The sequence below is a fragment of the Chryseobacterium mucoviscidosis genome (genome assembly GCF_002177115.1).
GTDB classification, from domain to species: domain Bacteria; phylum Bacteroidota; class Bacteroidia; order Flavobacteriales; family Weeksellaceae; genus Chryseobacterium; species Chryseobacterium mucoviscidosis.
On sequence record NZ_MVAG01000193.1, the window covers coordinates 148,248 to 173,834 of the forward strand.

Sequence of the window (25,587 nt, forward strand, 5' to 3'; positions counted from 1 at the left end):
TTATGTTAGTTTAAATTAAAGACTGAATTCTGATTTGTATTTTTCAAGAGCATCTTTAAGGATTGCTGCGCTTCTTCTTAAATCTTCCTCTTTCAGAACGTAAGCAATTCTTACCTGCTTTTTCCCCAGTTCCGGATTGCTGTAGAATCCTCCTGCAGGAGCCACCATAATGGTTTCGTTATTGTGGGAATAGCTTTCCAGAAGCCATTGTGCAAACTTTTCAGTATCGTCTACCGGAAGTTCCGCAACGCAGTAGAATGCGCCTTTCGGTTTTGGGCAGATTACTCCCGGAATGGCGTTCAGTAAATCTACCAGAACATTTCTTCTGTGTGTATATTCTTCTCTTACCGCTCTGATGTACGCTCCGTCATTTTGGTGAGCCGCCGTTGCCGCGATCTGTCCCAATAAAACAGGACTTAATCTTGCCTGTGCAAAAAGCATTGCCGCATCGTGGATTTTTTTAGAACGGGTAATCATACATCCGATTCTTACGCCGCACATTGAATAACGTTTTGATTCTGAATCGATAATGATGCAGTTTTCTGCCAGTTCAGGAAAAGCCAGCATAGAAACCTGCTGTTTTCCATCGTAAACATACTCTCTGTATACTTCGTCTGAAATAACAACGATGTCATATTTTAAAGCAATCTCTGCTAATTTCTGAAGTTCTTCACGGGTGTAAAGATAACCGGTAGGATTTCCGGGGTTGCAGATAACGATAGCTCTTGTTTTTTCAGTGATTTTTTTCTCAAATTCTTCAACCGGAGGAAGTGCAAAACCAGTATCGATGGTAGAAGGAATTGCCACTACATTTACATTGAAAGTACTTGTAAATCCGTTATAATTGGCATAATAAGGTTCAGGAATAATTACTTCATCACCATCATCACACAAAGTAGAGATGGCGAAATTTAAAGCTTCTGATCCTCCGTTGGTTACAATGAAATTATCTGGTGTAAGATCTGTGAAATCCAATGAATGATAATATTCTGTAAGTGCTTTTCTGTAGTCGATATTTCCTTCAGAAAGAGCATATTCCAATACTTTTAAATCAATATTCTTTAAAGCATTAAGTGCCGTTTCCGGAGTTTCAATATCCGGTTGCCCGATATTAAGATGATAAACTTTTGTCCCTTTCTGCTTCGCTTTTAGGGCGAAAGGAACCAATTTTCTTACCGGCGATGGCGGCATGTGGAGTGCTCTGTTTGAAATATTCGGCATTGTTCAAAAAATTTGTATGGCAAAAATAAGATATAATTTCTCAATAATAAAATAAAGCTTGTAAAGAAAGAATTTTAACAGATTGAGTTGAATGTTTTGCTTTAAGAACCCCTTTAAAGTGAATATTTCCTTAATAATAGATACAGAAAGTGTTTTATTAATAATTTATTTTACTTTTGCCCGGAACTTAAATAGATATATGAAGAAATTAAATTTACTTTTTCCTGTTGTTTTGTTTTCGGTTCAGTCTGTTTTCGGGCAGAGAATTGATAAAGAAACCATCAGTTTTCAGTTGCTGAAAGAGCCTGTTTTTACAACAGATCTTGCCAACAGAAATTACACCATCACGGTAAAATCCCCTTATAATATTACGAAAGATGATGTTTTAAGGATGTCTAAAGAAGAGCATCAGAATCAGGTAAATAATTATCAGACGAATGTAGAAACAGCGAAAATCGAACATCAGGAAAGGCTGAAAGATTATGAAGCAGAAGTAAAAAAGCTTCAGGAAAAATTCAAGCTTGAATCTGCTGAGTACAATAAATTATCTGCTGTCGAAAAAATTGCCGCTGTAAACGGAGCGCCAATTTTAAGGCTGCCTTCAAGACCTGTCCTCAATATTCCGCCGATGCCGGTGTACAGACAGCCCGATCTTAAAGATGCTTTAATTGTCGATAATAAAATTCTCGCTTCTCAGATGGATGTTGCCGGATTTTCAAAAGGAGGGAATCATCTTGATGTGCTTGTTGAAATGGAAAGAACGAATTTTCAGGACAATCAGGGGAAAACATTCGCCAATCAGCCGGTGCGAATTGTCGGAAAACAGAACGGAGTGGTTAAATTAGACAAAACGTACTTTTCAGATTTTGCCGAGATCGCAAGTGTACCTACAAATGAAATCAACCTCAATGTCCACGAAAAAAGATATCTACAGAGAACAATGGACCGTACAAGAAATATCATCAATGATCATTTCGGATATCAGACCATTAATTCATCGGTTACTTTAGAAACGGTAAAAAATAAAGGAGACTACGATGATCTGGAAAAAGCATATATCTATGTAACGACGAATCTTAAAAAGCTTCAAGCAAAATCCGATTACGCGCCCAATAAAGTTGCCATGGAAAATATGCAGAAGGGAATCGAAATGTGGAAAACAGCACTTACCAAAGTCAATTACAACGATAAAAAAGCCCCTTACAACCAGAAAATAGGAGAGTACCTTTATTTCAATTTAATAAGGCTGAACCTTGCTTTGGGAAATTACACAGAAGCGGAAAAATATTTAAACGAACTTCAGGAACATTTGGTAGACATCAAACTGTCTTACGATGCGAACCTCGAATTAAAAAGATTAGAAGAAAAAATTTATAATAACTAAAGAAAATAATATGATTAAACAGATTATTGCCTCTGTAATGATTACCGCTTCTGTATGCGCATTTGCGCAGGTAAAAGTGGTGGAGGGAACAAAATTTACAACCGATGCCAATCTTGAAACCGACGAAAAACTGGTGTTGGCAGACGATTACAATTCTTATATGTTCAGCGCGATTAATATCGACGGATTGATGAGAAACGTATTTCCGCACAAAAAGCTGCTGATGAGAAAACTCGATCAGAACGGAAGTCTTGTAGATACTTATATTCAGGATTACGCGAATAAAACCAACGGTGTTCTTCACAATTATCTGGGTTCTCAGCAGATAGATGAAGACCGTTTTGTGGCATTTACGGAAGAATATTTCGGAAAAGAAAACAGAAAAGAGGTTTTTCAGCACGTCTTCAGCAAAAAATCGGGAACGTTTACCACAAAAAGTATCGCAAAATATACGATTGAATCTACCAACAAATCGGGAACGACCTACGTGGTTTTTTCTGAGAACGGAAAATATGCAGCCGTTTTCAACGACCGATATGCCACGAAAAAAACAGATAACATCAATGATGCTCTGGTTCTCGATTTAAGAACATTAACGCCGCTTTGGAACAAAGAAATTTCTTTAAGCAGCGATTATGTGGAAAAATCGTTAACCTTAACCAACTCTGGAAAAATTGTGTTGCTTCGTAAAGCTGCGGGCTGGAAAGAATCTTATAAAATAGAGATGGTTTCCAACACGGAAGATAAAGATCTGCCTTTTGATGATAAATACATTCCTGAAAAATTATACGCGATCAGCAAAAACGACAGCGATTATCTGGTAACTTTCGGAAGAAAAAATCAGGCAGTTACGATGGGCGGAAGTACATTCGGAACAGTAATGTTCTACGACATCAAATCCGGAAAAGCCGTAATCAGCAATACCAATCTTGCGGGAGCGAAAGATATGAACGATGTGAAAGTAATTAAAACCATCGTAAAAGGCGATGAAGTTTTAATGGCGGTTCAGCAGGAAAAGATCTCAAGACCGATGCCGACTGCGATGAACCGTTTTCCCGATCCAGTGTATACGCTTGATGTGGGTGTTTTAATGAAATTCAATAAAGAAGGAGAAGTAAAGCAGTTTGTACCGCTTGGAAGCAATCCTTCGGGAAGAAGAGTTCAGGTGATTGAATCCGGAGACAATCTTTATGTTTCTGCATTCTATCCGAAAGGAGCATTCGGAAATACAGGTTTCTCCATGAAATCTTTCGATTTTGGCACTCTGGCTCCGAAAGAACTAACACTCGATTATAAAGGGAGAAGTTTCTTCCAGAATTATGGTTTTACAGACGGAAACTTAGTACAGTTTGTTCCTGCAAACAATAAATTGTTGTTTCTGGACAAAAACGGGAAAGACGTCCAGATGTTCAGCGTTTACAATTTTGTAAAATAATTTAATCAAAATAATATTAAAAGAATCAGCCTTAAATTTTTAGGGCTGATTTTTTTTATTTAAAATAGTTTCAAATTTGATCAATAGAGATCATTGCAAAACATAAAGTTGAATATTCTTAAAACCGTTATTCTTTGTTAAGAATAACGGCTTTGTAACCCTAAAAACGTTTCATAATTAAAAAATCCTTTGTGAGCTTTATGTTCAATTAAACATCATTAAAAAACTGAAAAATATGCAGATTCAATCCGTGTCCGTACATGATTATATTTTCCAGATTCTCGTGGAAAAGTAAAAAGAGTAAAATTCTCAAACCCGGCAATCGCCTTTCCAGAGCCACCGCCGAAAGGAGGAAGCCTTCGGGAACTGCCGAAACCATCTCGCCAAGAGGAGTAAATTTTCGGAACTCTCCGAGGGTATTCCGCCCAAGATGATATACTATCGGGAACTCCCGAAATCATCTCGCCAAAAGGAATATGATTTCGGAAACCTCCGAAGCTAAAACGCCAGAGTGAGCATATTTTAGGAACTTCTTTAAATTAATTTCGGAATTAACCGCAAAAGGTACCAAAAGATAATGATAAAGCGAATCCAGAATAATCAAAGTACTCAAAAGAATAAAAATCAAAGATTTTTAAAAACTATTGTGAGCTTTTTCATTTATAGTGATCAACTTTAAATAAATATTTAGTTCATCTTTTGCGACTTTTGCGGTTAAATAAACTTCTCATAAAAAGTTAGCCGTAAAATAAAATAATGTTTTAAAATGGCTTTTGTCAGGGGTTTAACATAATAAAATTTTTCTCTTTTGTTTGATTTATAACCATATATTCGCTGTTCAATTTTAAAAAATATACAATTATGAAAAAAGTATTTTTCGTCGCTATGCTTGGTGTAGCGGGTTTTGTTAGTGCTAAAGGAACACCTGTAAAAAAATTAAATCTTAAGGCTGCAAAAACAATAGTAAGTACTAAAGTGGTAAAAAAGACAAAAAAAACGGCTAAATTCAAGAGCACTTTTGTTACTTATACTTCTTGTGGTGTAGCTGCTACCACTACTCAGGACTGGACTAACGAACAAGGACAAATTTGGGCCAATATGGTTGAAGCAATTTATTGTGGACACGGTTATTAATAGTTAAGAAATAACAAATCTTCATTTGCACATATGGTTTTATATGTGCAATTTTTCATAATAAAAAGCAATATCAATGTCTTATCATAAAAAACTATTTCAACTATTCGTTTTATTTTACAGTATTTTATTTTATTCTCAATTGAATACTAAAGATTCATTGCGAGGAGAGTTCATTTACTTATTGAAAGCTAAATTAAATACGTTAAATCCTAATCAGACAGATGAAGAACTATTCTCACTTCAGGTAGCTGATTATCGTACATTTTTTAGTAGTCTTAATTCTTTGAAAAGAGATTCTGTAGCCGGTATTGTTTCAAGAAAAGCAATTAATAATGGTGGAGGGGTTTTTGATTTCAGAGGGACGTCAATGCCACAAACAAAGTTTTCTTATACGATCATACAAACCAATGAAAATATACAGTATTTTCAAAGAGTTGCCATGTCTTTACTGTCATATAAAGAATCGGCAATAAAAGATTGGAAACTTATTGATGAAACAAAAATAATAAATACAATTAATTGCAAAAAAGCAGAGGTTTCATATAAAGGCAGAAATTGGACTGCGTGGTATTCTGCAGAAATTCCATTGCCTTATGGTCCGTATAAATTCAGTGGATTGCCGGGATTAATCATAAAAATAACTGATAATAAAGGAGATTATGATTTTGAACTTGTAAAATCCGTATCTAACTCTAAGTTGAAAGGAAGATTAGTAAATATATATGAAAATAGATATACTAATTCAACGGAAACAACTAAAACTGAATTAGAAAAAACTTTACAAAATTTCAGAGAAAACTCATTAGGAATATTAGAAAGTCTTGGAACAAGTGTTACTCCGGAACAAAGAAAAATCATCATGGAAAGACAGAAAGAAATGCAGTTAAGGAAAAAGGGAGATAACCCTATAGAATTAAATTAGTATAATAAAACAGGAATCCTGTCTTATTATACTATTATTCAAAATGATAGCCTTTATTCAGTTAAAAATCGTTCTTCAGCTTTGTGTTCAATTAAGCATCAAGATTAAAACCGGTGAATCAAAAAAGTTAAGAAAACTTTCCCTTATTCTTTGTTAAGTGTAACGGCTTTATGAACCTAAAAACGTTAATAAGACTTGTTTACATTAATTTAGGAATTAACCGCAAAAGATGCAAAAGATAATGATAAAGCGAATTTCCAGAATAATCAAAGCACTCAAAAGAATAAAAATCAAAGATTTTTAAAAACTATTGTGATCTTTTTTATTTATAATCGCCAGCTTTAAATAAACAATTAGTTCATCTTTTACGACTTTTGCGGTTAAATAAAATGTGTAAACAAATTTCATAACTAAAAATCCCTCGTGAGCTTTGTGTTCAATTAAGCATCAAGATTAAAACCTGCGAATCAGAAAAAAGTTAAAACAAAGTAATTCATTTAAAATCCTGTTCCGCTAAAATTTTGTTAATTTGGAGAATTATTAAAACTGAAAAATATGCAGATTCAATCCGTTTCCGTTGATGATTATATTTCCCAGATTCCCGAAGAAAGACAGGAAATATTCAGAAAAATGTATCAGACAATTAACGATAATTTACCCGAAGGTTTTACGCAGGGTTCAAGCTACGGAATGATCGGTTGGGCGGTTCCTCTGGAAACGTATCCCGACGGTTATCACTGTACACCCGGATCGCCTTTGCCTTTCATCAGCATTGCTTCCCAGAAAAATTTCGTTGCGTTGTATCACATGGGAATGTATGCGAAACCCGAACTGCTGAACTGGTTTGTAGAAGAATTTCCGAAACATTCCAAAAAAAAGCTGGATATGGGGAAATCCTGTGTCCGCTTCAAAAAAATGGAAGATATTCCGATGGAATTGTTGGCAGAAATGAGCAAAAAAATGACGGTTGAAGAATGGATTGATATTTATGAAACCAATTTTAAAAAGAAATAATTTTTTATTGAAAGTTTTTACGGTTTTTTTCCTTTTTGTCCTGATAATGGGGTGTAAAAACTCACAGATTTCAGGTTTGAAGAACGGAGATTTGCTTTTTGTGACTGCAAAAGAAACGGGACTTTCCGGGGCAATCAATAATGTCACTCAAAAGCAGAAAAATGCTTCTTTCGACCACATCGGTATTGTGGAAAAAAGTAAAGACGGAATTTTCGTGCTTCACGCCGCTCCAAAAGGCGGTTCGCAGAAGCAGGAGATAAAAGATTTCCTGAAAGATCAGTCCAAAGAAGGACAGCGGATTATAGTATACCGTCTGAAATCCGAATACCAGAAATCGATTCCTTCTGCGCTTGAAAAGGCAGAATCGATGGTAGGTAAACCTTACAATTTCAATTATATTCTTGACGAAAATTCCTATTACTGTTCAGATTTCATAGAAAGAGCTTTTCGGCAGGATCATATTTTTAAATTGGAACCGATGACGTTTATTGATCCGGAAACAGGAAAAACAAATGTTTTTTGGGAAGAATTCTATCAAAAGAAAAACTTGAAAGTTCCTGAAGGTGAGTTAGGCTGCAATCCAAATGGTCTGGCTGCTTCTCAAAAACTGGAAAGAGTGATGGAACTAAATAAAAAATAAATTATATTAAGATTCAATAGGAACGGGCTTAGCCCGTTTTTTTATGAAAAAAATCAAATGGTTTTAACCGAAAAATAAACATCAGAGAAAAAATTTGATTAAAATTAAAAAATACTACCCTACTAATTTGATAGACTAATATTTTTTTATATTTTTGTCTGACAATTAGCACAAAGCAACAGAATATTAAATCTGAAAAAAGTTTTCTCTGAAAGTTTAACCCTAAAATGTTGAGTTATGGTAACACCAAATCCGGGACTACAGGTTTTACAAAATCAATTAAACCTGCCCAAAAAAGAATGGATACTGGAAGTAGAGCTGAATGGTAAAATGAAATTCGAACATTTAATGAATACCATTTACCATCAGTTCGGGATTTGTCATAAAGTGTTATCGGCTAACGTAGAATATGTAGACGGAAGAAGTTTCGGTGCAGTTCAGCTTTATATTAATGTAAACTCAGAAGATTTTAAGCAATTAGAATTTTATCTGGAAAAAAATAAGCTTTTGAGTACCACGGTAGAATATACGTGCAGAAAATATACTTAAGAGATTCATATAGTTTTAATTACAACAAACGACCGTTACATTTTTTGTGACTGGTCGTTTTTATTTTTCGTTAAAAATTAAGATTCTCTTAAATTTTTTATAATTCTTTTTTACATCTTATTTTAAACCTGAGTTTGGAATAAATTTTTTTAAACGCAAGGTTAAACAAAGAGATTCATTTATCAGGAATTCAGTTTTTAAGATATACAAAGGCGTAAAATTGATCAAAGTAATACCATCTTTGTGTTTTTTAAATAAACGAAGTGCCTTTGTTTAGCTTACAAACTTTCAATAAGTAAAAAAATCTTTTGTTTTTCTTTGCGATAAATTAATTATTTAAATTTATTTCTTATCCTGAACTGAGGATATTTTAGAAGAAAAGGCAAATAAAATCTGCTTTACGAAGCCAGAGATTACAGCTTGATTAAATCAGTTTATTGATTATTCTTTACTCACTTTATAACAAGGAATGTAAATACAATCTTTGCGAAAAAAAAAGACCACTCAAAAAGTGGTCTCTGTATTTTAAAATAAAAATTAAATTCTCTCAATATCCGCTCCGATTGCTTTCAGTCTTCCGTCGATATTTTCATAACCTCTGTCGATCTGTTCGATATTGTGGATAATAGATTTTCCTTCCGCGGAAAGGGCAGCAATTAAAAGAGCATTTCCTGCTCTGATGTCAGGAGAAACCATCGTCGTTCCTCTCAGCGGAGTTTCCTGATTTAGCCCGATTACCGTTGCTCTGTGCGGGTCGCAAAGAATGATCTGCGCTCCCATATCGATCAGTTTATCCACGAAAAATAATCTGGATTCAAACATTTTCTGGTGAACCAGCAGACTTCCTTTTGCCTGAGTTGCCACCACCAGAATAATCGATAACAAATCCGGAGTAAATCCTGGCCAAGGTGCATCGGAAATCGTTAAAATAGATCCGTCGATAAATTTTTGAATTTTATAATTTTCCTGCGCCGGAATAAAAATATCGTCATTGCTCTGCTCAAGCTGAATGCCTAATTTTCTGAACGTATTCGGAATAACACCAAGCTGATTCCAGTTTACGTTTTTAATGGTGATTTCAGATTTCGTCATTGCAGCAAGACCAATCCATGAACCGATTTCCACCATATCCGGAAGCATGGTATGTTCCGTTCCGTGTAGATGCGAAACCCCTTCGATGGTTAACAGGTTGGATCCGATTCCTGAAATATTGGCTCCCATTCTGTTCAGCATTTTGCAAAGCTGCTGAAGATACGGTTCGCACGCCGCGTTATAAATTCTGGTTTTTCCTTTTGCCAAAGCTGCAGCCATCACGATGTTGGCTGTTCCTGTTACAGAAGCCTCTTCAAGCAGGATAAACTTACCATTGAGTTCTTTCGCTTTTAATGAATAAAAGAATTCTTCCTCATCGTAATGAAATTCGGCACCCAGTTCTACAAGTCCCTGAAAGTGAGTGTCTAATCTTCTTCTTCCGATTTTATCGCCTCCCGGAGTCGGCATATACGCTTCACCGTATCTCGCCAACATTGGTCCCATCAACATGATCGAACCTCTCAGTTTTGCGCCGTCTTTTTTAAATTCGTTTGATTTTATATAATCAAAATTTACTTTATCAGCTTTGAAAGTATAATCGCCGTGTCCGTTTTTGGTAACCTGTACACCAAAGTCGCCCAGAATCTCAATTAATCGATTAACGTCGTGGATATCGGGAATATTTTTAATTCTGACTTCCTCATCTGTCAACAAAACAGCACAAAGAATCTGAAGAGCTTCGTTCTTAGCTCCCTGTGGAGTAATTTCACCTTGCAGTCTTTTTCCTCCTCTTATTTGAAATGTTCCACTCATGTCTACTTTCTTTTATTATGATTGTTGTTGTTATTGTTGTGCCTTCTTTTGTTGTTCTGGTTGTTTCGGTTGTTATTCCTGTTGTTATTGTTGTTATTTCGGTTGTTGTTATTGGTCGTGTAATAGATTTTGCTCTTTTCAAGAGAATCTATTCCGGTAAGATCCAGCCTGTTTTCCGAAAGTTCTTTAAGGTGACGGAAGATTACATCGTCCGTTACGTGTTCTTTATTATAGACATTGTAAGATTTCTTCATATTGTTGGCAATCACCTCGATCAAAGCTTCTTTTTCGTCGCCCTGTTCAAGTTCGATGGCTTTTTCAATTAACTGAAGAATACTTTTCCCGTAAAATTTAAAATCACCCTGAAGTTTTGGATATTCCATTCTCTTCGGTTTTTCTTCAAGTTCTTCTTTCGTAGGAAAAGGGTAGGGAGAATCTACATCCAATTCATGATTGGCTAAAATATAGAGATGATCCCAAAGTTTATGTTTATAATTTTCTTCGTCTCGCAGCTGCGGGTTTCTCTGACCCATAAAATCAATGATCGCCATTGCCATTTCGCTTCTCTCTTCTTTTGTAGGAAGCTCTTTACAACGTTCAACCAACTGTTGTATAATTCTGCCGTATTCCGGCAAATGAAGCTGAGTTTTTTGGGTATTGTATTCCATAGTCTGCAAATATATGGAATAATGGAAAAATTGTACCGAAAATCTTAAAAGTTTATGATTTTTTAATGAATCTTCCGAATAACGATTTGAATGGATTTGTTAGATAAAATTAAAATTATTTCACTTGGTTTAGAATTTATTTCAATAAAAGTGTAATTTAGTTGATACTTTAATAATTTAAATTTTTAACATGAAAAAAACACACTTTTTACTTTCATTGCTGGCTTTAGGTATTGTAAGTTCCTGCCAGAACAATGATGAAACAATTAGCGAAAGCTCAAAACAGTTAGAAATTCATGATAAAATTGTGAATGTCACCAATCATGATGGACGTCCTTTCAGTACAGGAGCGGGAGTTTCTTCCACCTCAAAATTTGTTGCCGGACCGGGTGGAAGTGTCCTTATGCAGGGATTTTACTGGGATGTTCCGGATGGCGGGAACTGGTGGAATACCGTAAAAACCAAAGTAACCGACTGGTCGAATGCAGGAATTGGAGCGATATGGCTTCCTCCGGCTTCAAAAGCCCAGAACGGAGCCTATTCTATGGGTTACGATCCCACGGATTATTACGATTTCGGAAATTTTAACCAGAATGGAAGTGTGGAAACACGTTTCGGATCAAGAGCGGAACTGGAAGCTCTGATTACAAAAGCTCATGACGAAAATATGCAGGTATACGCCGATATTGTCATCAATCACAACAGTGGTGGTCAGTCGGAAGCGAATCCTTACACAGGAACCAGTACCTGGACAAATTTTTCGGGAGTAGCATCGGGAAAATTTCCAAGAAATTACAACGATTTTTACAAAAATTCTTACGGAAATAACGATGAAGGTGCTTTTGGCGGTTTTCCGGATCTCTGCCATGCAAGTCCATACGTTCAGAGCTGGCTTTGGGAAAGAGACGATTCTGTTGCAAAATACTATAAAAACGTCATGAAGTTTGACGGATGGAGATTCGATTATGTAAAAGGTTTCGGACCATGGGTAGTTAATAAATGGAATGCCAACGTGGGAGGATTTTCTGTAGGAGAGCTTTGGGATTCTAATGTAAATACGCTGGAATGGTGGGCAAATAATGCCAACAGTTCGGTTTTCGATTTTGCAGCCTATTATAAAATGGATGAAGCATTTGATAACAATAATTTGAATGCTCTGAATGATGATATGATGTGGAAAAGAAATCCTTTTAAAGCGGTGACTTTTGTTGCCAATCACGATACAGACATCATTTACAATAAAATGTTGGCGTATGCTTATATTTTAACGCACGAAGGATATCCTACGATTTTCTACAGAGATTATGAAGAATGGCTAAATAAAGAAAGATTAAACAATCTGATCTGGATTCACAATAACAAAGCTACCGGAACAACTTCTATTTTGTATACGGATAACGACGAATACATTGCAAGAAGAAACGGCTACAACGGAAATCCGGGATTGGTAGTTTACATCAATAACTCTTCAACTTGGCAGGAAAGATGGATTCAGACGAACTGGGCAAGTCAGCAGATTAAAGATTTTACAGGAAGTTCAGGCTGGTATCCTACAACGCAGGGCGACAAATGGGTGAAAATTCAATGTGCTCCGAAGTCTTATTCTGTATGGTCTTTGAACCAGTAGGATTCGACAATTTAAAATGAAAAGACTGCTTTTTTGAAAAGGCAGTCTTTGTTTATTCGTGAGAAAAGTAACTTAAATACAAATCAAACTTCTATAAATTTTTTTCTTTCATCCGGAGTCGGCAGATAACATTTCTGATTTGCCAGTTTCATTCTGTTTTTTGAAATCAGATCATAAATTGTATCACTGAAAAATCGGGGAATTATTTTTCCGATGGCTGAAAGTTTATAAATTCCGCCTAAAATATTGGCAATTTGCAGAACTGCGTTGGATTTTTCAAGATAATAATGATTTGGTTTCCACAAATAAAGCGTGTTGAAGACTTCCGTATTTAGTTTTCTTTCGGTTAAGAATTGTTGTCCGAAATCCGATTGCAGGGAGGCAAAAAGAAATCTGTTGTTGTGATCCCTTTTAAGAATCCACTGTACCCAGAAATTGCAGACTCCGCAATCGCCGTCAAAAAATACAATATGTTTCCCCATCCATTTTTCCTCCATGATTTTTGGTTTTAAAGAGCCATTTTTCTTTCGGTTTCCGCTTTTTCTTTTTTGAAGTAATCTACTAATATTTTTCTTTGCGCATCAGTAAGTTTCGCATCCTGATGTCCGATATAATACGATTCCAGAGGCATTTCTTTCTTTTCGACCATCTCTATGCATTCATCAAGTTTATGAACCTGCTGTTTGGGAAGATAGGTTGCAAAAGTAGAGAAATTAAGCTCTTTTCTTCCTTCATCAATATGGTTTTTCAGAATCCATGAAGCAGGAGCAATATTAGAATACCACGGATATCTGGATTCGTTGGAATGGCAGTCATAGCAGGAATTATTAATCAGTTGTGCCACTTCGGGCTGCGTGTTTTTGATCTTTAAAAAATCCATTCCGGGAGTCGGAGCCGGATTGGTTTTATCAATTGGGAAAAACTGGATGATGATAAAAGCGACAAGAATGACAACCAATATTTTTTTCATTGCTAAAATTTTATGTTTTCTTAATAGATAAAGATACTTAAAATTCTGATAAATAGAAAGGATAAAATTCAGGAAATCTCACCACTGTCTTGAATTGTTCTAAATATGATTTTTAACGGCTGAAGATTATTTAAATTAAAGTAAAAAAGCTTAACTTAATTGAATGATTAATTATTTCAAATTTTAAATAACTGCAAAACAGTAATTTGGTGTAAATTATTGTTTTTAACTATCGTAAAAATTTTTTCAATAGATTGTATTTATATTGTAACATTGGTAAGTTTGCATTGTTCATTCAGTAAAACGTAAAACAACATAAAAATTTAAACAATATGGAAAATACTTCAGGAGACATCAGCAAATGCCCTTTTCACAACGGAACGATGAAAAAAGAAAATGTAGCAGGAGGTGGTACTAAAAATATAGATTGGTGGCCGGATCAGTTAAGAGTAGATATTCTTCGTCAGCATTCTGATCTGTCTAATCCGATGGAGAAAGATTTCAATTATGCAGAAGCTTTTAAAAGTCTGGATCTGGAAGAAGTAAAAAAAGATCTTCATGCTCTAATGACGGATTCTCAGGATTGGTGGCCTGCAGATTTCGGACATTACGGACCTTTGTTTATCCGTATGGCTTGGCACAGCGCAGGAACGTATCGTGTAGGTGACGGGCGAGGCGGAGCAGGAGCAGGACAGCAGCGTTTTGCCCCTTTGAACAGTTGGCCGGATAACGTAAGTCTGGATAAAGCGAGAAGACTTCTTTGGCCCATTAAACAAAAATACGGGAAGAAAATTTCCTGGGCAGATTTAATGATCCTTACCGGGAATATTGCCTTAGAATCTATGGGATTCAAAACGTTCGGATTTGCGGGAGGTCGTGAAGATGTTTGGGAACCGGATCAGGATGTGTATTGGGGAACAGAGAAAACATGGTTGGGCGGAGATCTTCGCTATGCACATGGCTCAGACGGAGTGGTAGAAAACAGAGGAGTTCTTCCTACTGATGATAATGCAGACGGAGATATCCATACAAGAAATTTAGAAAAACCTTTGGCTGCAGTACAAATGGGACTTATTTATGTGAATCCTGAAGGTCCGGACGGAAATCCTGATCCTATTGCAGCAGCAAAAGATATTCGCGATACGTTTGGAAGAATGGCAATGAATGATGAAGAAACCGTTGCTTTAATTGCGGGAGGTCACACATTTGGTAAAACGCACGGAGCAGGACCAGCAGATCATGTAGGAGAAGAGCCGGAAGCAGCAGGAATTGAAGCGCAGGGATTCGGGTGGAACAGTACCTATAAATCCGGAAAAGGACCGGATGCTATTTCCAGCGGACTGGAAGTAACCTGGACGGAAACTCCGACGGAATGGAGCAATTATTTCTTTAAAAATCTTTTCGAAAATGAATGGGAACTTACCAAAAGTCCTGCAGGAGCACATCAGTGGGTTGCCAAAAATGGTGAAGAAATTATTCCGGATGCTTTTGATCCTGATAAAAAACACAGACCGACAATGCTTACAACGGATTTATCGTTGAGGTTTGATCCTGTTTATGAGAAAATTTCAAGAAGATTTTATGAAAATCCGGATGCTTTTGCAGACGCATTTGCAAGAGCGTGGTATAAACTGACACACAGAGATATGGGACCAAAAGCCCGTTATTTAGGGCCGGATGTTCCTGCGGAAGAATTAATATGGCAGGATCCGATTCCGGAAGTGGATCACGCGTTAATCAATAATTCAGACGTTGAAGCTTTAAAATCAAAAATTTTAGATTCAGGTTTAAGTGTTTCCGAATTGGTTTCTACAGCCTGGGCATCGGCTTCTACATTCAGAGGAAGTGATAAAAGAGGAGGCGCAAACGGGGCGAGAATTCGTCTGGCTCCACAAAAAGACTGGAAAGTAAATAATCCGGCACAGCTTCAGAAAGTTTTAACTACTCTTGAAAATATTCAGAAAGAATTTAACGAAAATCAGACAGGTGGTAAAAAAGTTTCTTTAGCAGACCTTATTGTTCTTGCAGGAAGTGCTGCTGTTGAAAAAGCGGCAAAAGACGGAGGTTATCAAGTAATCGTTCCTTTTGCGCCGGGAAGAATGGATGCTTCACAGGAACAGACGGATGTAGAATCTATGGGATATCTTGAGCCTGCAGCAGATGGATTCAGAAATTATCTAAAGAAAAAATTCTCGGTTTCCACAGAATCATTACTGATTGATAAAGCACAATTATTAAATCTTACAGCTCCTGAACTTACCGTACTGATCGGAGGAATGAGATCTCTTAATGCAAATTTCGACGGATCTTCTCACGGTATTTTTACACAGAATCCGGGAGTACTCTCTAATGATTTCTTTGTTAATTTATTGGATATGAGTACCCAGTGGAAGTCGGCTTCGGAAGATAATGAACTTTACGAAGGAACAGACCGAAAAACAGGAGATAAAAAATGGACAGCCACGAGAGCAGATCTTGTTTTTGGATCGAATTCTGAATTAAGAGCTATTGCAGAAGTATACGCAAGTTCTGATGCTAAAGAAAAATTTGTGAAAGATTTTGTTTCAGCATGGGTAAAAGTGATGAATCTTGATCGATTTGATTTAAAATAATTTAATTATTTAACATAATATTTGAAAAGACAGTCGATATGGTTGTCTTTTTGTATTTTAAATGTAATTTTATTGGTTTAAAATTAGGATTTGTGTAATAAAGATATATTTTTGTTAAAAAAACAAATTCTAACATGATAAGAAAATTATTTCCTGCCTTACTATTGGTAGGTTCTTTTAGTTACGCTCAAATCGGCATCAACGGTGAAAGTCCAAATGCCACATTGGATGTTATTGGCAATCCGGGAGATCCATTCAAATTTGACGGGATAATTGCCCCGAGAATTACAGGAGATCAATTGAGAGCAAAAAATTATACTGCATCACAAAACGGAGCAATTGTTTTCGTTACACAGGAAGATACAGCTCCTGCAGGACAAACCATAGATGTTACGGCTTCCGGATATTACTATTTTGACGGAAATTCTGGGAAATGGATCAAACTGATCTCTGCTGCAGCTTCACAAAAAATCAGGACATTATCAACCGGAAACGTTGCAGACGACGATTATACCGTTTTAATATCGGGAGATGTTACTTTACCATCTGCAACTTCGTCGAACAGAGGAAAGGTCTATCAACTCATCAACGATACTGCAGGAAATGTAACGGTAAATGGATTATTCAGGATCAACGGAGGTACTTTTTCTAACTATGGATTAAATAACAGCGATTTGGGAAGAGGAATTGTAGTGCAGAGTACGGGATCGGCTTGGGTAATTACTTCAAGATATTAATTGAGGAAAGTTATCTAAACAAAAAACCGTTAATTTAATAATTAACGGTTTTTGTAGACCCACAGGATCTAACCATTGAATTTAACCGTATTTGAATGAATCTTTAAGAGCCCTAATAATGGGCTTTTTTATTGATTTTAATTAAAATAAATATAACTGAGTTTAATATAATATAGTATAAATTCGGGAGTAAATCGGAAAAATTAATTATCTTTGTATGACCCTAAAATAGGCGGTTTATGGCAAATATAGAATTCGGAGTTTACACTAAAAAAGTACCTGTAAATATCAATATACGGTTTTATCATAATAAAATTGATATTAATGCAAAAACGAACATCTTTGTTTTTGAAACGGATTTCAAATATAAAAAAATAGCAAAAGGAAAAAAAAGCACAAGGAGCGTTGAAGTAACAAACGATTCTGTAAAAGCAAAAACGGAAAAACTGAAAAAGCTAGTTTATGAACGGTTTATCGAAGATTTTCCGAAAGGTCATGCTATCACTCCGATTTGGTTACTCAAAATTATCAATGAGTTTCACGAGCGACCAGACGGAGAGAATGACCCTAAATTTTTTGTCATCCCGCTTTTTGACCAATATATTGCGGATGCAAAAACTAAAATCAATACTGTTACGGGTGAACCGTTGGCAGAAAGAACAATTACAAGGTTTGAGTATACAAAAGCACATATAAAGCAGGTTGAAGAACACATGGGCAAAAAAATACGAATCTCGGAGGTAGATTTGAATTTCTGCAACGAGTTCATCCGTTATCACAAGGAAGTCAGCAAATATGGCAATACCACAATCAATAAATCCATCAAACAGATAAAGCAGGTTTTAAATGCTTCCGTAGCAAAAGGCGTTAAAATCAACCCTGAATTGAGCAGTGACCGCTTTACCATCAAAAAAGATGAAACGATTGATACCTACCTGAATGAGAACGAAATCGAACGAATCTTTAACTATGACCTTTCGGATAATGACAGATTAGATAAGGTCAGAGATTTGTTTATTACGGGGCTATGGACGGGACTAAGAATCTCGGATTTGAAGCGTATTAATAGTTTTGATATTTCTAATAACAGAATAAAGATTGTAGAAACAGAGAAAACAAACAGTTTTATTGAGATTCCCATCCATCCGCAATTAAAACAGATTATCGAGAAAAGGGAGGGTGTATTACCAGAAATCAGCGACCAAAAGTTTAACTTGTATGTCAAGGAGTTATGTGAATTAGTGGGAATTGATGAAGTGATTCTAGGCGGATTGAAAAATTCTGATACAAACCGAAAGGAGAAGGGCTACTATCCAAAACATAAGCTCATTGCATCTCATACCTGTCGTAGGTCTTTTGTATCGAACCATTACGGCAAATTAGATGATAAAACGATTATGGCAATTACAGGGCATAAGTCGCACAGCCAGTTCTTGGACTATGTTAAAACCTCTAAAAGAGAACATGCGGAAAAACTAGAGCAATATTGGGCAGAGCAGGAGAAAGTAAAAAGAATTAGAAAAAGTTAAATTTTGTTAAAATTTTGTTAGTTAGAAAAAAACTTATAAATTTGCAATTGAATCGGAAATCGGATGTAATCTTATTAATTTTCGCATTCAGCAAAGGTATCTTTAACAATTCATTAAGTAGCTGTTTATTTCAGTAGTGAAATGATAACAGTGATGCCAAAATTGTATTATCACTTTTTTGATGATTTCGGGAGCCTCCGAAATTAAACAAAAGCGCAGAAAAATGATTATATCTGTGTAAATAGTGACACATTTTGAAGACAGGAGTCCAAACCTACCAAACGGCGAATTACTATGTTAGATAGGTGGATTATGTCTGGGATACATTTTTGAAGACCTCGGAACCTCAACCTCACCAAATGACGGGTTAATTTTTCTTGGAGTAATTATGTCTTCGCAACAAATACAATTTTGATAGATGGAGTCCAAACCATTAAAAACAGCGAACGAATTAAATACCATAGGATAATTACATCCAAACATCAACGAAATTAAATCAACAATATATCAGACCTGACTTTTAAAGTTGGGTCTTTTTTTATGCCCGAAATTGGGCGAAACAATCAGGAACCTCAAAAGGGTTCCTTTTTTTATGTCTAATAATTAAAAATCTACAATATGAATACTAATACAAATAATAATAACACACTACTATTCCAAATAACTAAAGAAGAACTAATGCAGGATTTTGAGCAGGTTGTTTATAAAGTATTGGAAAAAATGCAACTTAATCAAGTATCAAAAGATGAAAAAGAGTTTTATACTCGTGAGGAAACAGCTAAATTATTAGATGTTAGCTTAACAACGCTCTTTCACTGGAACAATGATGGTACATTGAAAAATATAAAAATCGGTAAAAGAGTTTATTACTCTAAAAATGAGGTTTTAGCTCGTTTAAATCCTTAAATCCTTTCTTATTAGTTGTATTCCCACAACTGTAAAATTTCTTAACTACCCCCTTAAATCAAATTTTAAACAATCAGACAATACCCTGGTATAAACACATAAGGGGGGGCTATTGGTATGTCTGAATCAAAAGTAAAATATTATGAAAAAATCATTAATAAAATGGACAAAACATACATGGAATCCTACCACGGGATGTACAATTTTTTCTAAAGAATGCGAAAATTGTTATGCTAAAACATTCACTGACAAACTTCAAGAAAAGCTAGATCCAAAGTATATACATGGCTTTGATAATTTTGTTGAACATGATTACACATTAAAGCAACCTTTTATCACTTGGAAAAAGCCAACCGTAATATTTGTTAATAGCATGTCAGATCTTTTTCATAAAGATTGTAGTTTGGGATTTCTTAAAAAAGTATTTGAAGTAATGAATAATACTCCACATACCTATCAAGTTTTGACTAAAAGAGATGCTATTTTGGTTGAACGATCCGATCAGCTTACGTGGACTAATAATATCTGGATGGGTATTTCTGTGGGGAGTGTTGCGAGCGTCCGAAAAATAGACCGACTGAGACAATGCGGCGCAAAAAATAAATTTCTTTCCATTGAACCATTGATTGAAGAATTACCAGACCTCGACTTGACAGGAATTGACTGGGTTATTGTAGGCGGTGAGAGTGGATCAGGTAATATTAGACCTATGAAAAAAGAATGGGTACTCAAAATCAAGAAAAATTGCGAAGATCAGAATGTCCCTTTTTTCTTTAAGCAGTGGGGAGACATAAAATCTAATCCTGATCCAAAAGATCCAACCATAAGTAAAAGTCATTCTCAATATGAAAAAGGAGGTTGTATGCTTGACGGTAAGCTATATCTCGACAATCCCTGTATTGTAAAGCCAATTATTGGCGAGTTACCTTTTTAATATCACTACCATGCAGGAGCAGAACCTTTTTTACTACTGAACCGCACAGCCCTGCGTACGCTCAAAAAATCAACTAAAAATCTTTTTATAATAACAACCCAAAGGCACAGTAAAAACTGCATTGATTGCCATTGCTGTGCCTTTTTAACAACAAAAAAAATGAAAATACAACAATACAAAACCAAAAGTTCAAACCATAGAATCAATGCAACAGCTTTTTATCATAAGGATTTTCAATGGAAGGTTATATTACCCACAAAAGTTTATAATTATTTGGTAGATATGGTTGAGAAAAAACCACCTTTCAAAACGTTTAAATTAGCACTGGCAATGTATTACTTGAGTTTGATTATCAGCATTCCCGCCCGTAAAAAAGATAAAACTTACAAATGGGGGTATATCCCTTTAAATTCAAGAGTATTAGAGAAAAAATATTATAAATACAATCGATACTTTGATTATTTCCTTGATATTGAAATTATTCAAAAGATAAATTATTCAACTTATACTAATGCGAGTAATGGTTACAGATTCAATTATTCTGCAATTAAAACAGAAGGTAATGAATGTCTGGATTTTTCAATTTTTGAAATCTCGGATGAAAAACTCAACGAAAAAATTCTGGATGAAAATTTTTCAAATGATTGTCCACATCTTACAAAATGGCTAAATAAAGGACTTATTATTGATTTTGACAATTTAATTGCCAGTATGGAAGATAAATTCTGTTATAATAAATATGATGCAGTTTATAGTAAACCTAATCCAATAATAGCAAATGTTTATAATTATTGGCATTGTGCTTTAATGATGAAAAATCAGATTTTCAGAGCAACAAGAGATGATAATTCTGATAATAGAATCCATACCAATCTTACCAACCTTCCAAAATCATTTAGACCTTTTTTGAGTTATGAGGGTGAAATGATTGCAAGTCTGGATATTAAAAATTCTCAACCTTATTTTATGGTTTTGTTGTTAGAAAGATATTATCCTGAAATGCCACTTTGGACGATACATGATTCAATATGTACAACAATGCGATGGTTTTCCACGATGCAAAGTGTAACAAAATCACTATTTTCAGAATATTCTGCGGATATGAACCCAAAATTTGAATCGGAAGACTGGATAACTAAAGATAAATCCGCCTGATGAACCCTAAAAAGTGGTTTAGGATGGATTGTATGAGAATAATTAAAGATATAAATATTTAGATTACTATGGTATTATCTTCGAGGTTTTTATATAAAGTCTTTATTCATGGTGGTTATAGCATTTTTGAGTGATAATATGATTAATTCTATGTTTACAAATGAATTTATGATTTTATAAATAGTGAGCTATATCATCTACTTCTTATTAGTTGAAAATCAGTAAGAAAGAATGAAAATCGAAACATGGGTTGTAAATTGAAAGTCGGTTTTGTGGTCTAAAAAGAAAAAAAGTAGGATACAATTATTATTAAATTTCATTTTTACGGAAAACCATAATGGAGTTTTTATTCCTTTATTATTTTTATAATTTATAAATTTAGCAAAACTATTTCCATAATATTTAACCATGAAAATAACTAAAATTTCCGTCACTAACTTTCGTCTATTAGATAATATTTCAGTAAATATAGAAAATGATATAACATTAATTGTTGGAAAAAACAATACTGGAAAAACATCTCTTTTTGAGATCATTAACCTATTTCTAGGAGGAAAGCATAAAATTTCCTTTCATGATTTTTCTCAAAATAGTTATGAAATTTTTGAAAATTGTTATAAAAAATTTAAAGATGAATTGCTCTTTGAAGTAGATGAAACAGAACGAGATAGATTGGAAAAAGAAATTATCTTGAATATTCCTAGAATTACTCTGGAAATAAAGATTGAATATGATAAAATTAAAGATTCTTTAATAAATATAAGTGATTTTATCTCTGATTTAGATGATGCAAAAACAGAAGCAACAATACTCTTTAAACACGAGCCTAGTGATAGAATTAATCTTTTCAAAACATTTCATAATAGAGCAAATCAAGACATAAAATTAATTGAATGGTTAAATGAAAATATTACAGGATATTATTCCACTCGTCTTTTTGGAGGAGATAATTTGATAGAAGATAATATTTTAAGTAGAATTTCAAAAGTTTTATATTTTGAGAGTATTCAAGCATCTAGAAAATTAGATGATATTAAGACAGATAAGAATCGATCATTAGCCGTTGGTTTTTCTGATTATTATCAAAATGTTCATGGTGATCAGAACGCTGATGTTGAAGCGCTTAAAAGTACTTTAAAATATGTATCTACTGAATTGGACGGAAAATATGAAAAAGTCCTTGAAAAAATTCTCGAAAAGCTTAAATCATTCGGTGTCGATAAGGAAATAAATATTCCTGAAATAATATTGAAGTCTAAATTCGATCCAGAGAGCATTATAAAAAATAATATAAAATACTTTTACAAAAATGGTGATATTGAGCTTCCCGAAAACTATAATGGATTAGGATATAGTAATTTAATTTTTTTAGTTTTAAAAATTGTTTCCTTTATCGAAAATTTCAAAAAAAATAAAGCGAAGCATGAAACTGAAATCTTAACTATTCTTCTTGAAGAACCAGAAGCGCATTTACATCCACAGATGCAACAAGTATTTGTTGAACAGGTGAGAGAAACTATTGAAAAAACTTTATCAGAAGACAAAGTACAAGTACAATTAATTATCAGTACTCATTCTTCTCATATGATTGCTGAAGCAGGTTTAAATGTGAAAAGGAGTTTTGAAAGAATTAGATATTTCAATAAATTCAAAAAAGATGGGAAGAATTTTATTGAAGTTAAAGATTTTAATGACTTCAAGCATAAAGAGAAACAAGAAGATACTTTTAGGTTTTTAAAACAATATTTAAATTTAAACAAATGTGATCTGTTTTTTGCCGACAAAGTAATTATGGTTGAGGGTATCACAGAAAAACTTTTAATGCCGATATTTATCAAGAAAGTTTCTGAAAAATTAGAAAATGAATATGTTTCAATCATTGAAGTTGGTGGAGCATATACTCATAAATTTAAAGAATTCTTTAAGTTTTTAAACACAAAAGTTCTTATTGTGACAGACCTTGACTCAGTAGATCCAGAGGATAATAGAAAGGCTTGTAAGGTTAGTACTCCAAATTCGAAAACTTCAAATCAAACTTTAAAACAATGGCTACCTCAAAAAGAGCTAATATCAGAATTATTATCTGCATCTGAAGATTCAAAAATTGATTCTGGAATAATTCGGGTAGCCTATCAAGTGACAGAAGAAAGTCATTCTTACACTGCTCGAAGTCTAGAGGAAGCTATTATTAATTGTAATAATCCTTTTTTTTCTTACTCGGCTAAAGACTTAAAAGTAAATGATTATTTTGATCTATTAAAAGGAAAAGATCTTACTGTAGAGCCTTATGATTTAGCACCAAATTCAAAAGAAAAAACAATATTTACATTTGATTTGATGACTTTTGACGAAAAAGGAACTAAGCAACAATGGATAGTCCCTAAATATATTAAAGAAGGCCTGGAATGGTTGGCAAAAAATGATCACATAGAAATTGCAAAAATTGACTAGTATGGCAGCATTTGACGAAGTAAAAGAATGTATTGAGAAAAAATCAAGTTTTGTTGTTGAAGCTGGTGCTGGTTCAGGTAAAACGTATTTATTAATCCAAACATTAAACCATTTAATTGAATTGCAAGGAGATAATTTAAACTTGAATAATCAAAGTATCATCTGTATTACATATACCAATGTAGCTAAGAATGAAATTATCAAAAGAATTGAATTTAATGATTTGGTTAATGTATATACAATTCACGAATTTTTATGGCAATCTATCAAACAATTCCAAAAACAACTTAAAATTGAATTATGCAAGCTGAACGAAATAAGGTATCAAAAAGACGTTGATAATGATAAAGCTTCTAAGTATATTAAAAACTTAAAAGACCGAGTTAATAATATTGAAACAGTATTTTATAATGATTCCTCTTTTCGTGATTTTGAGAATGGAGAGTTACATCATGATGATGTTATCGAATTGGCTAAAATGCTTTTTGAAAATTACTCTTTGTTAACATCAATTGTAGCACAAAAATATCCATATATTTTTATAGACGAATATCAAGATACATCTTTAGATACAGTACAAACTCTAATAGATTTTTTATTAAAAAGAAATGAAAAAAATATTGTATTGGGTTTCTATGGGGATTCTCATCAAAAAATTTATGATACAGGTGTTGGAAACCTGGAAAATTATTACACAGGAGAGAATAAAACTTTAGTCTTAATTAAAAAAGAAGAAAATTATAGATCTTCAAAAGAAGTTGTAAAGTTATTAAATAGCTTTAGAACAAATATTGAGCAAAAGCCTCAAAAAGAAATACAAGGTTCAATTAAATTTCTTTATTGGAAAAATCATCCTGAAAAAGGAGGAAAGCAAAAAGTAACTGAATTTGAAAATTCATTAAAAAGTCACAAAAATGATTTCTATGATAAAGTTGTAAATAAATTAATAGAGCAAGGTTGGGTTTTTAACGCAGAATCAGACAAGATTCTTGTTTTAGCAAATAGTCGTATAGCAGAAAGAGCAGGTTTTTCGAATCTTTATAAATTGTTTTCCCAAAGATTTGGGCAATCAGTTAAGGAAAGGCTTTTAGACAGAAATCATATCCTTATAAGATTAGTTGCAGGTTATGTTGATAAGAAAAACTCTCAAGAAAGACCAGTTGGATTAGAGCATTTATTGATTTATTGGAATCAGAACAACCATAACGAAGTAATTCGATTTATTAAGAAAAATGGTACTCTATTAAGTGAATTTAAGCATTATAAAAAGAAAATAATATCTGAAACTTTAGATAACTTAAATAATACTAGAGGTGAAAAAACAATCAAAGAAGTTTTAAAAATTGTATTCGATAAAGAAATAATTTCATCAAATTCTTTTAATGAATATTTAAAAAGGATAAATCAAGATTCAGAAGGATTAGATCAAGATGCTAAAGAAAGAATAGAAAAAGATAAAAAGTTCTATGATGCCTTTATAAATCTACCTTATAAAGAAATTTTAAATTTCTGGAAACATATACAAAATGAAACTGTCTTTTCTACCAAGCACGGAACCAAAGGTGACGAATATAGAAACGTCTTAACTGTAATCGATGATACCGAGTGGAAACAAGAATATAACTTCAATAATTTTTTTAATGACTCAGAAGAAAAACCAGAAAGAAAATTACGCACACGAAACCTTTTTTATGTAGAATGTTCTAGAGCAAAAGAGAATTTAGTTGTGTTAATGTTATCTAAAATTGATGATGCAACATTCGAAAATATTAAAAAATGGTTTGGAAAAGATAATGTAATTGATTTGCTGGAATTTATATAAAGGATAAGCTTGTTTTAATTAGTTGAATT

22 protein-coding genes are annotated in these 25,587 nt (G+C 33.9%); 16 read left to right on the forward strand and 6 right to left on the reverse strand.

Annotated elements, in window-relative coordinates:
* Positions 1-15: 15 nt before the first annotated feature.
* Entirely contained in the window at positions 16-1,221 is a 1,206-nt protein-coding gene (locus B0E34_RS20185) for a pyridoxal phosphate-dependent aminotransferase (protein WP_076390929.1), read from the reverse strand.
* 199 nt (positions 1,222-1,420) lie between these two features.
* On the opposite strand from B0E34_RS20185, the gene B0E34_RS20190 reads away from it, so the two are divergent.
* Both B0E34_RS20190 and B0E34_RS20195 read left to right on the forward strand, forming a co-directional pair.
* On the forward strand, positions 1,421-2,605 hold the full coding sequence (locus B0E34_RS20190; protein ID WP_087712370.1) for a hypothetical protein: 1,185 nt from the start codon (positions 1,421-1,423) through the stop codon (positions 2,603-2,605).
* A gap of 10 nt (positions 2,606-2,615) precedes the next feature.
* Complete coding sequence (locus B0E34_RS20195) at positions 2,616-4,040, forward strand: hypothetical protein (protein WP_087712371.1); 1,425 nt, start codon at positions 2,616-2,618, stop codon at positions 4,038-4,040.
* Between the two features lie 208 nt (positions 4,041-4,248).
* Here the strand turns inward: B0E34_RS20195 and B0E34_RS21480 are convergent, their stop codons facing one another.
* The gene (locus B0E34_RS21480) at positions 4,249-4,419 is read right to left on the reverse strand and encodes a hypothetical protein (RefSeq protein ID WP_165763036.1); all 171 of its coding nucleotides are present in this window, start codon (positions 4,417-4,419) and stop codon (positions 4,249-4,251) included.
* A gap of 482 nt (positions 4,420-4,901) precedes the next feature.
* Here B0E34_RS21480 and B0E34_RS20200 point away from each other — a divergent pair, with 482 nt between their 5' ends.
* The 5 genes from B0E34_RS20200 (at position 4,902) to B0E34_RS20220 (ending at position 8,302) form a co-directional block, all read left to right on the forward strand.
* Positions 4,902-5,174, forward strand: a complete 273-nt coding sequence (locus B0E34_RS20200; RefSeq protein ID WP_087712372.1) for a hypothetical protein — start codon at positions 4,902-4,904, stop codon at positions 5,172-5,174.
* A 76-nt stretch (positions 5,175-5,250) separates the two neighbouring features.
* Positions 5,251-6,099 (forward strand): GLPGLI family protein, encoded by an 849-nt coding sequence (locus B0E34_RS20205; protein ID WP_087712373.1) that lies wholly within the window; start codon positions 5,251-5,253, stop codon positions 6,097-6,099.
* 555 nt (positions 6,100-6,654) lie between these two features.
* Positions 6,655-7,113, forward strand: coding sequence for a DUF1801 domain-containing protein (locus B0E34_RS20210; RefSeq protein ID WP_087712374.1), 459 nt, complete (start codon positions 6,655-6,657; stop codon positions 7,111-7,113).
* Between the two features lie 46 nt (positions 7,114-7,159).
* Positions 7,160-7,753, forward strand: coding sequence for a YiiX/YebB-like N1pC/P60 family cysteine hydrolase (locus B0E34_RS20215; protein WP_165763037.1), 594 nt, complete (start codon positions 7,160-7,162; stop codon positions 7,751-7,753).
* A 237-nt stretch (positions 7,754-7,990) separates the two neighbouring features.
* Positions 7,991-8,302 (forward strand): NIL domain-containing protein, encoded by a 312-nt coding sequence (locus B0E34_RS20220; protein WP_087712376.1) that lies wholly within the window; start codon positions 7,991-7,993, stop codon positions 8,300-8,302.
* 537 nt (positions 8,303-8,839) lie between these two features.
* Here the strand turns inward: B0E34_RS20220 and murA are convergent.
* Together murA and B0E34_RS20230 are read right to left on the reverse strand one after the other, a co-directional pair.
* Complete coding sequence (gene murA / locus B0E34_RS20225) at positions 8,840-10,147, reverse strand: UDP-N-acetylglucosamine 1-carboxyvinyltransferase (protein ID WP_076390936.1); 1,308 nt, start codon at positions 10,145-10,147, stop codon at positions 8,840-8,842.
* 2 nt (positions 10,148-10,149) lie between these two features.
* Entirely contained in the window at positions 10,150-10,815 is a 666-nt protein-coding gene (locus tag B0E34_RS20230) for a DUF4290 domain-containing protein (RefSeq protein WP_087712377.1), read from the reverse strand.
* 190 nt (positions 10,816-11,005) lie between these two features.
* Between B0E34_RS20230 and B0E34_RS20235 the strand changes: the two genes are divergently transcribed.
* Positions 11,006-12,442 carry an alpha-amylase gene (locus B0E34_RS20235; RefSeq protein ID WP_087712378.1) on the forward strand — a complete coding sequence of 479 codons (1,437 nt, stop codon included), beginning with the start codon at positions 11,006-11,008 and terminating at the stop codon, positions 12,440-12,442.
* An 83-nt stretch (positions 12,443-12,525) separates the two neighbouring features.
* On the opposite strand, the gene B0E34_RS20240 is transcribed toward B0E34_RS20235, so the two are convergent.
* Together B0E34_RS20240 and B0E34_RS20245 are read right to left on the reverse strand one after the other, a co-directional pair.
* Positions 12,526-12,939: a thiol-disulfide oxidoreductase DCC family protein gene (locus B0E34_RS20240; protein ID WP_087712379.1), complete on the reverse strand. Its 414-nt coding sequence runs from the start codon at positions 12,937-12,939 to the stop codon at positions 12,526-12,528.
* Between the two features lie 11 nt (positions 12,940-12,950).
* Positions 12,951-13,412: a heme-binding domain-containing protein gene (locus tag B0E34_RS20245; protein ID WP_087712380.1), complete on the reverse strand. Its 462-nt coding sequence runs from the start codon at positions 13,410-13,412 to the stop codon at positions 12,951-12,953.
* A gap of 332 nt (positions 13,413-13,744) precedes the next feature.
* On the opposite strand from B0E34_RS20245, the gene katG reads away from it, so the two are divergent.
* The 8 genes from katG to B0E34_RS20290 all read left to right on the forward strand — a co-directional run bounded on the left by katG (position 13,745) and on the right by B0E34_RS20290 (position 25,558).
* On the forward strand, positions 13,745-16,024 hold the full coding sequence (gene katG / locus B0E34_RS20250; protein ID WP_087712381.1) for a catalase/peroxidase HPI: 2,280 nt from the start codon (positions 13,745-13,747) through the stop codon (positions 16,022-16,024).
* A gap of 134 nt (positions 16,025-16,158) precedes the next feature.
* Positions 16,159-16,761, forward strand: a complete 603-nt coding sequence (locus B0E34_RS20255; RefSeq protein WP_087712382.1) for a phage tail-like protein — start codon at positions 16,159-16,161, stop codon at positions 16,759-16,761.
* 239 nt (positions 16,762-17,000) lie between these two features.
* The gene (locus tag B0E34_RS20260; protein ID WP_087712383.1) at positions 17,001-18,290 is read left to right on the forward strand and encodes a phage integrase SAM-like domain-containing protein; all 1,290 of its coding nucleotides are present in this window, start codon (positions 17,001-17,003) and stop codon (positions 18,288-18,290) included.
* A gap of 618 nt (positions 18,291-18,908) precedes the next feature.
* On the forward strand, positions 18,909-19,196 hold the full coding sequence (locus B0E34_RS20265; protein ID WP_087712384.1) for a helix-turn-helix domain-containing protein: 288 nt from the start codon (positions 18,909-18,911) through the stop codon (positions 19,194-19,196).
* Positions 19,197-19,338: 142 nt separating this feature from the next.
* Positions 19,339-20,130, forward strand: coding sequence for a DUF5131 family protein (locus B0E34_RS20270; protein WP_087712385.1), 792 nt, complete (start codon positions 19,339-19,341; stop codon positions 20,128-20,130).
* A gap of 159 nt (positions 20,131-20,289) precedes the next feature.
* On the forward strand, positions 20,290-21,285 hold the full coding sequence (locus tag B0E34_RS20275; RefSeq protein WP_087712386.1) for a hypothetical protein: 996 nt from the start codon (positions 20,290-20,292) through the stop codon (positions 21,283-21,285).
* A gap of 408 nt (positions 21,286-21,693) precedes the next feature.
* Positions 21,694-23,736: an ATP-dependent nuclease gene (locus B0E34_RS20285; protein WP_087712388.1), complete on the forward strand. Its 2,043-nt coding sequence runs from the start codon at positions 21,694-21,696 to the stop codon at positions 23,734-23,736.
* Position 23,737: 1 nt separating this feature from the next.
* Positions 23,738-25,558, forward strand: a complete 1,821-nt coding sequence (locus B0E34_RS20290; protein ID WP_087712389.1) for a UvrD-helicase domain-containing protein — start codon at positions 23,738-23,740, stop codon at positions 25,556-25,558.
* Positions 25,559-25,587 lie beyond the last annotated feature (29 nt).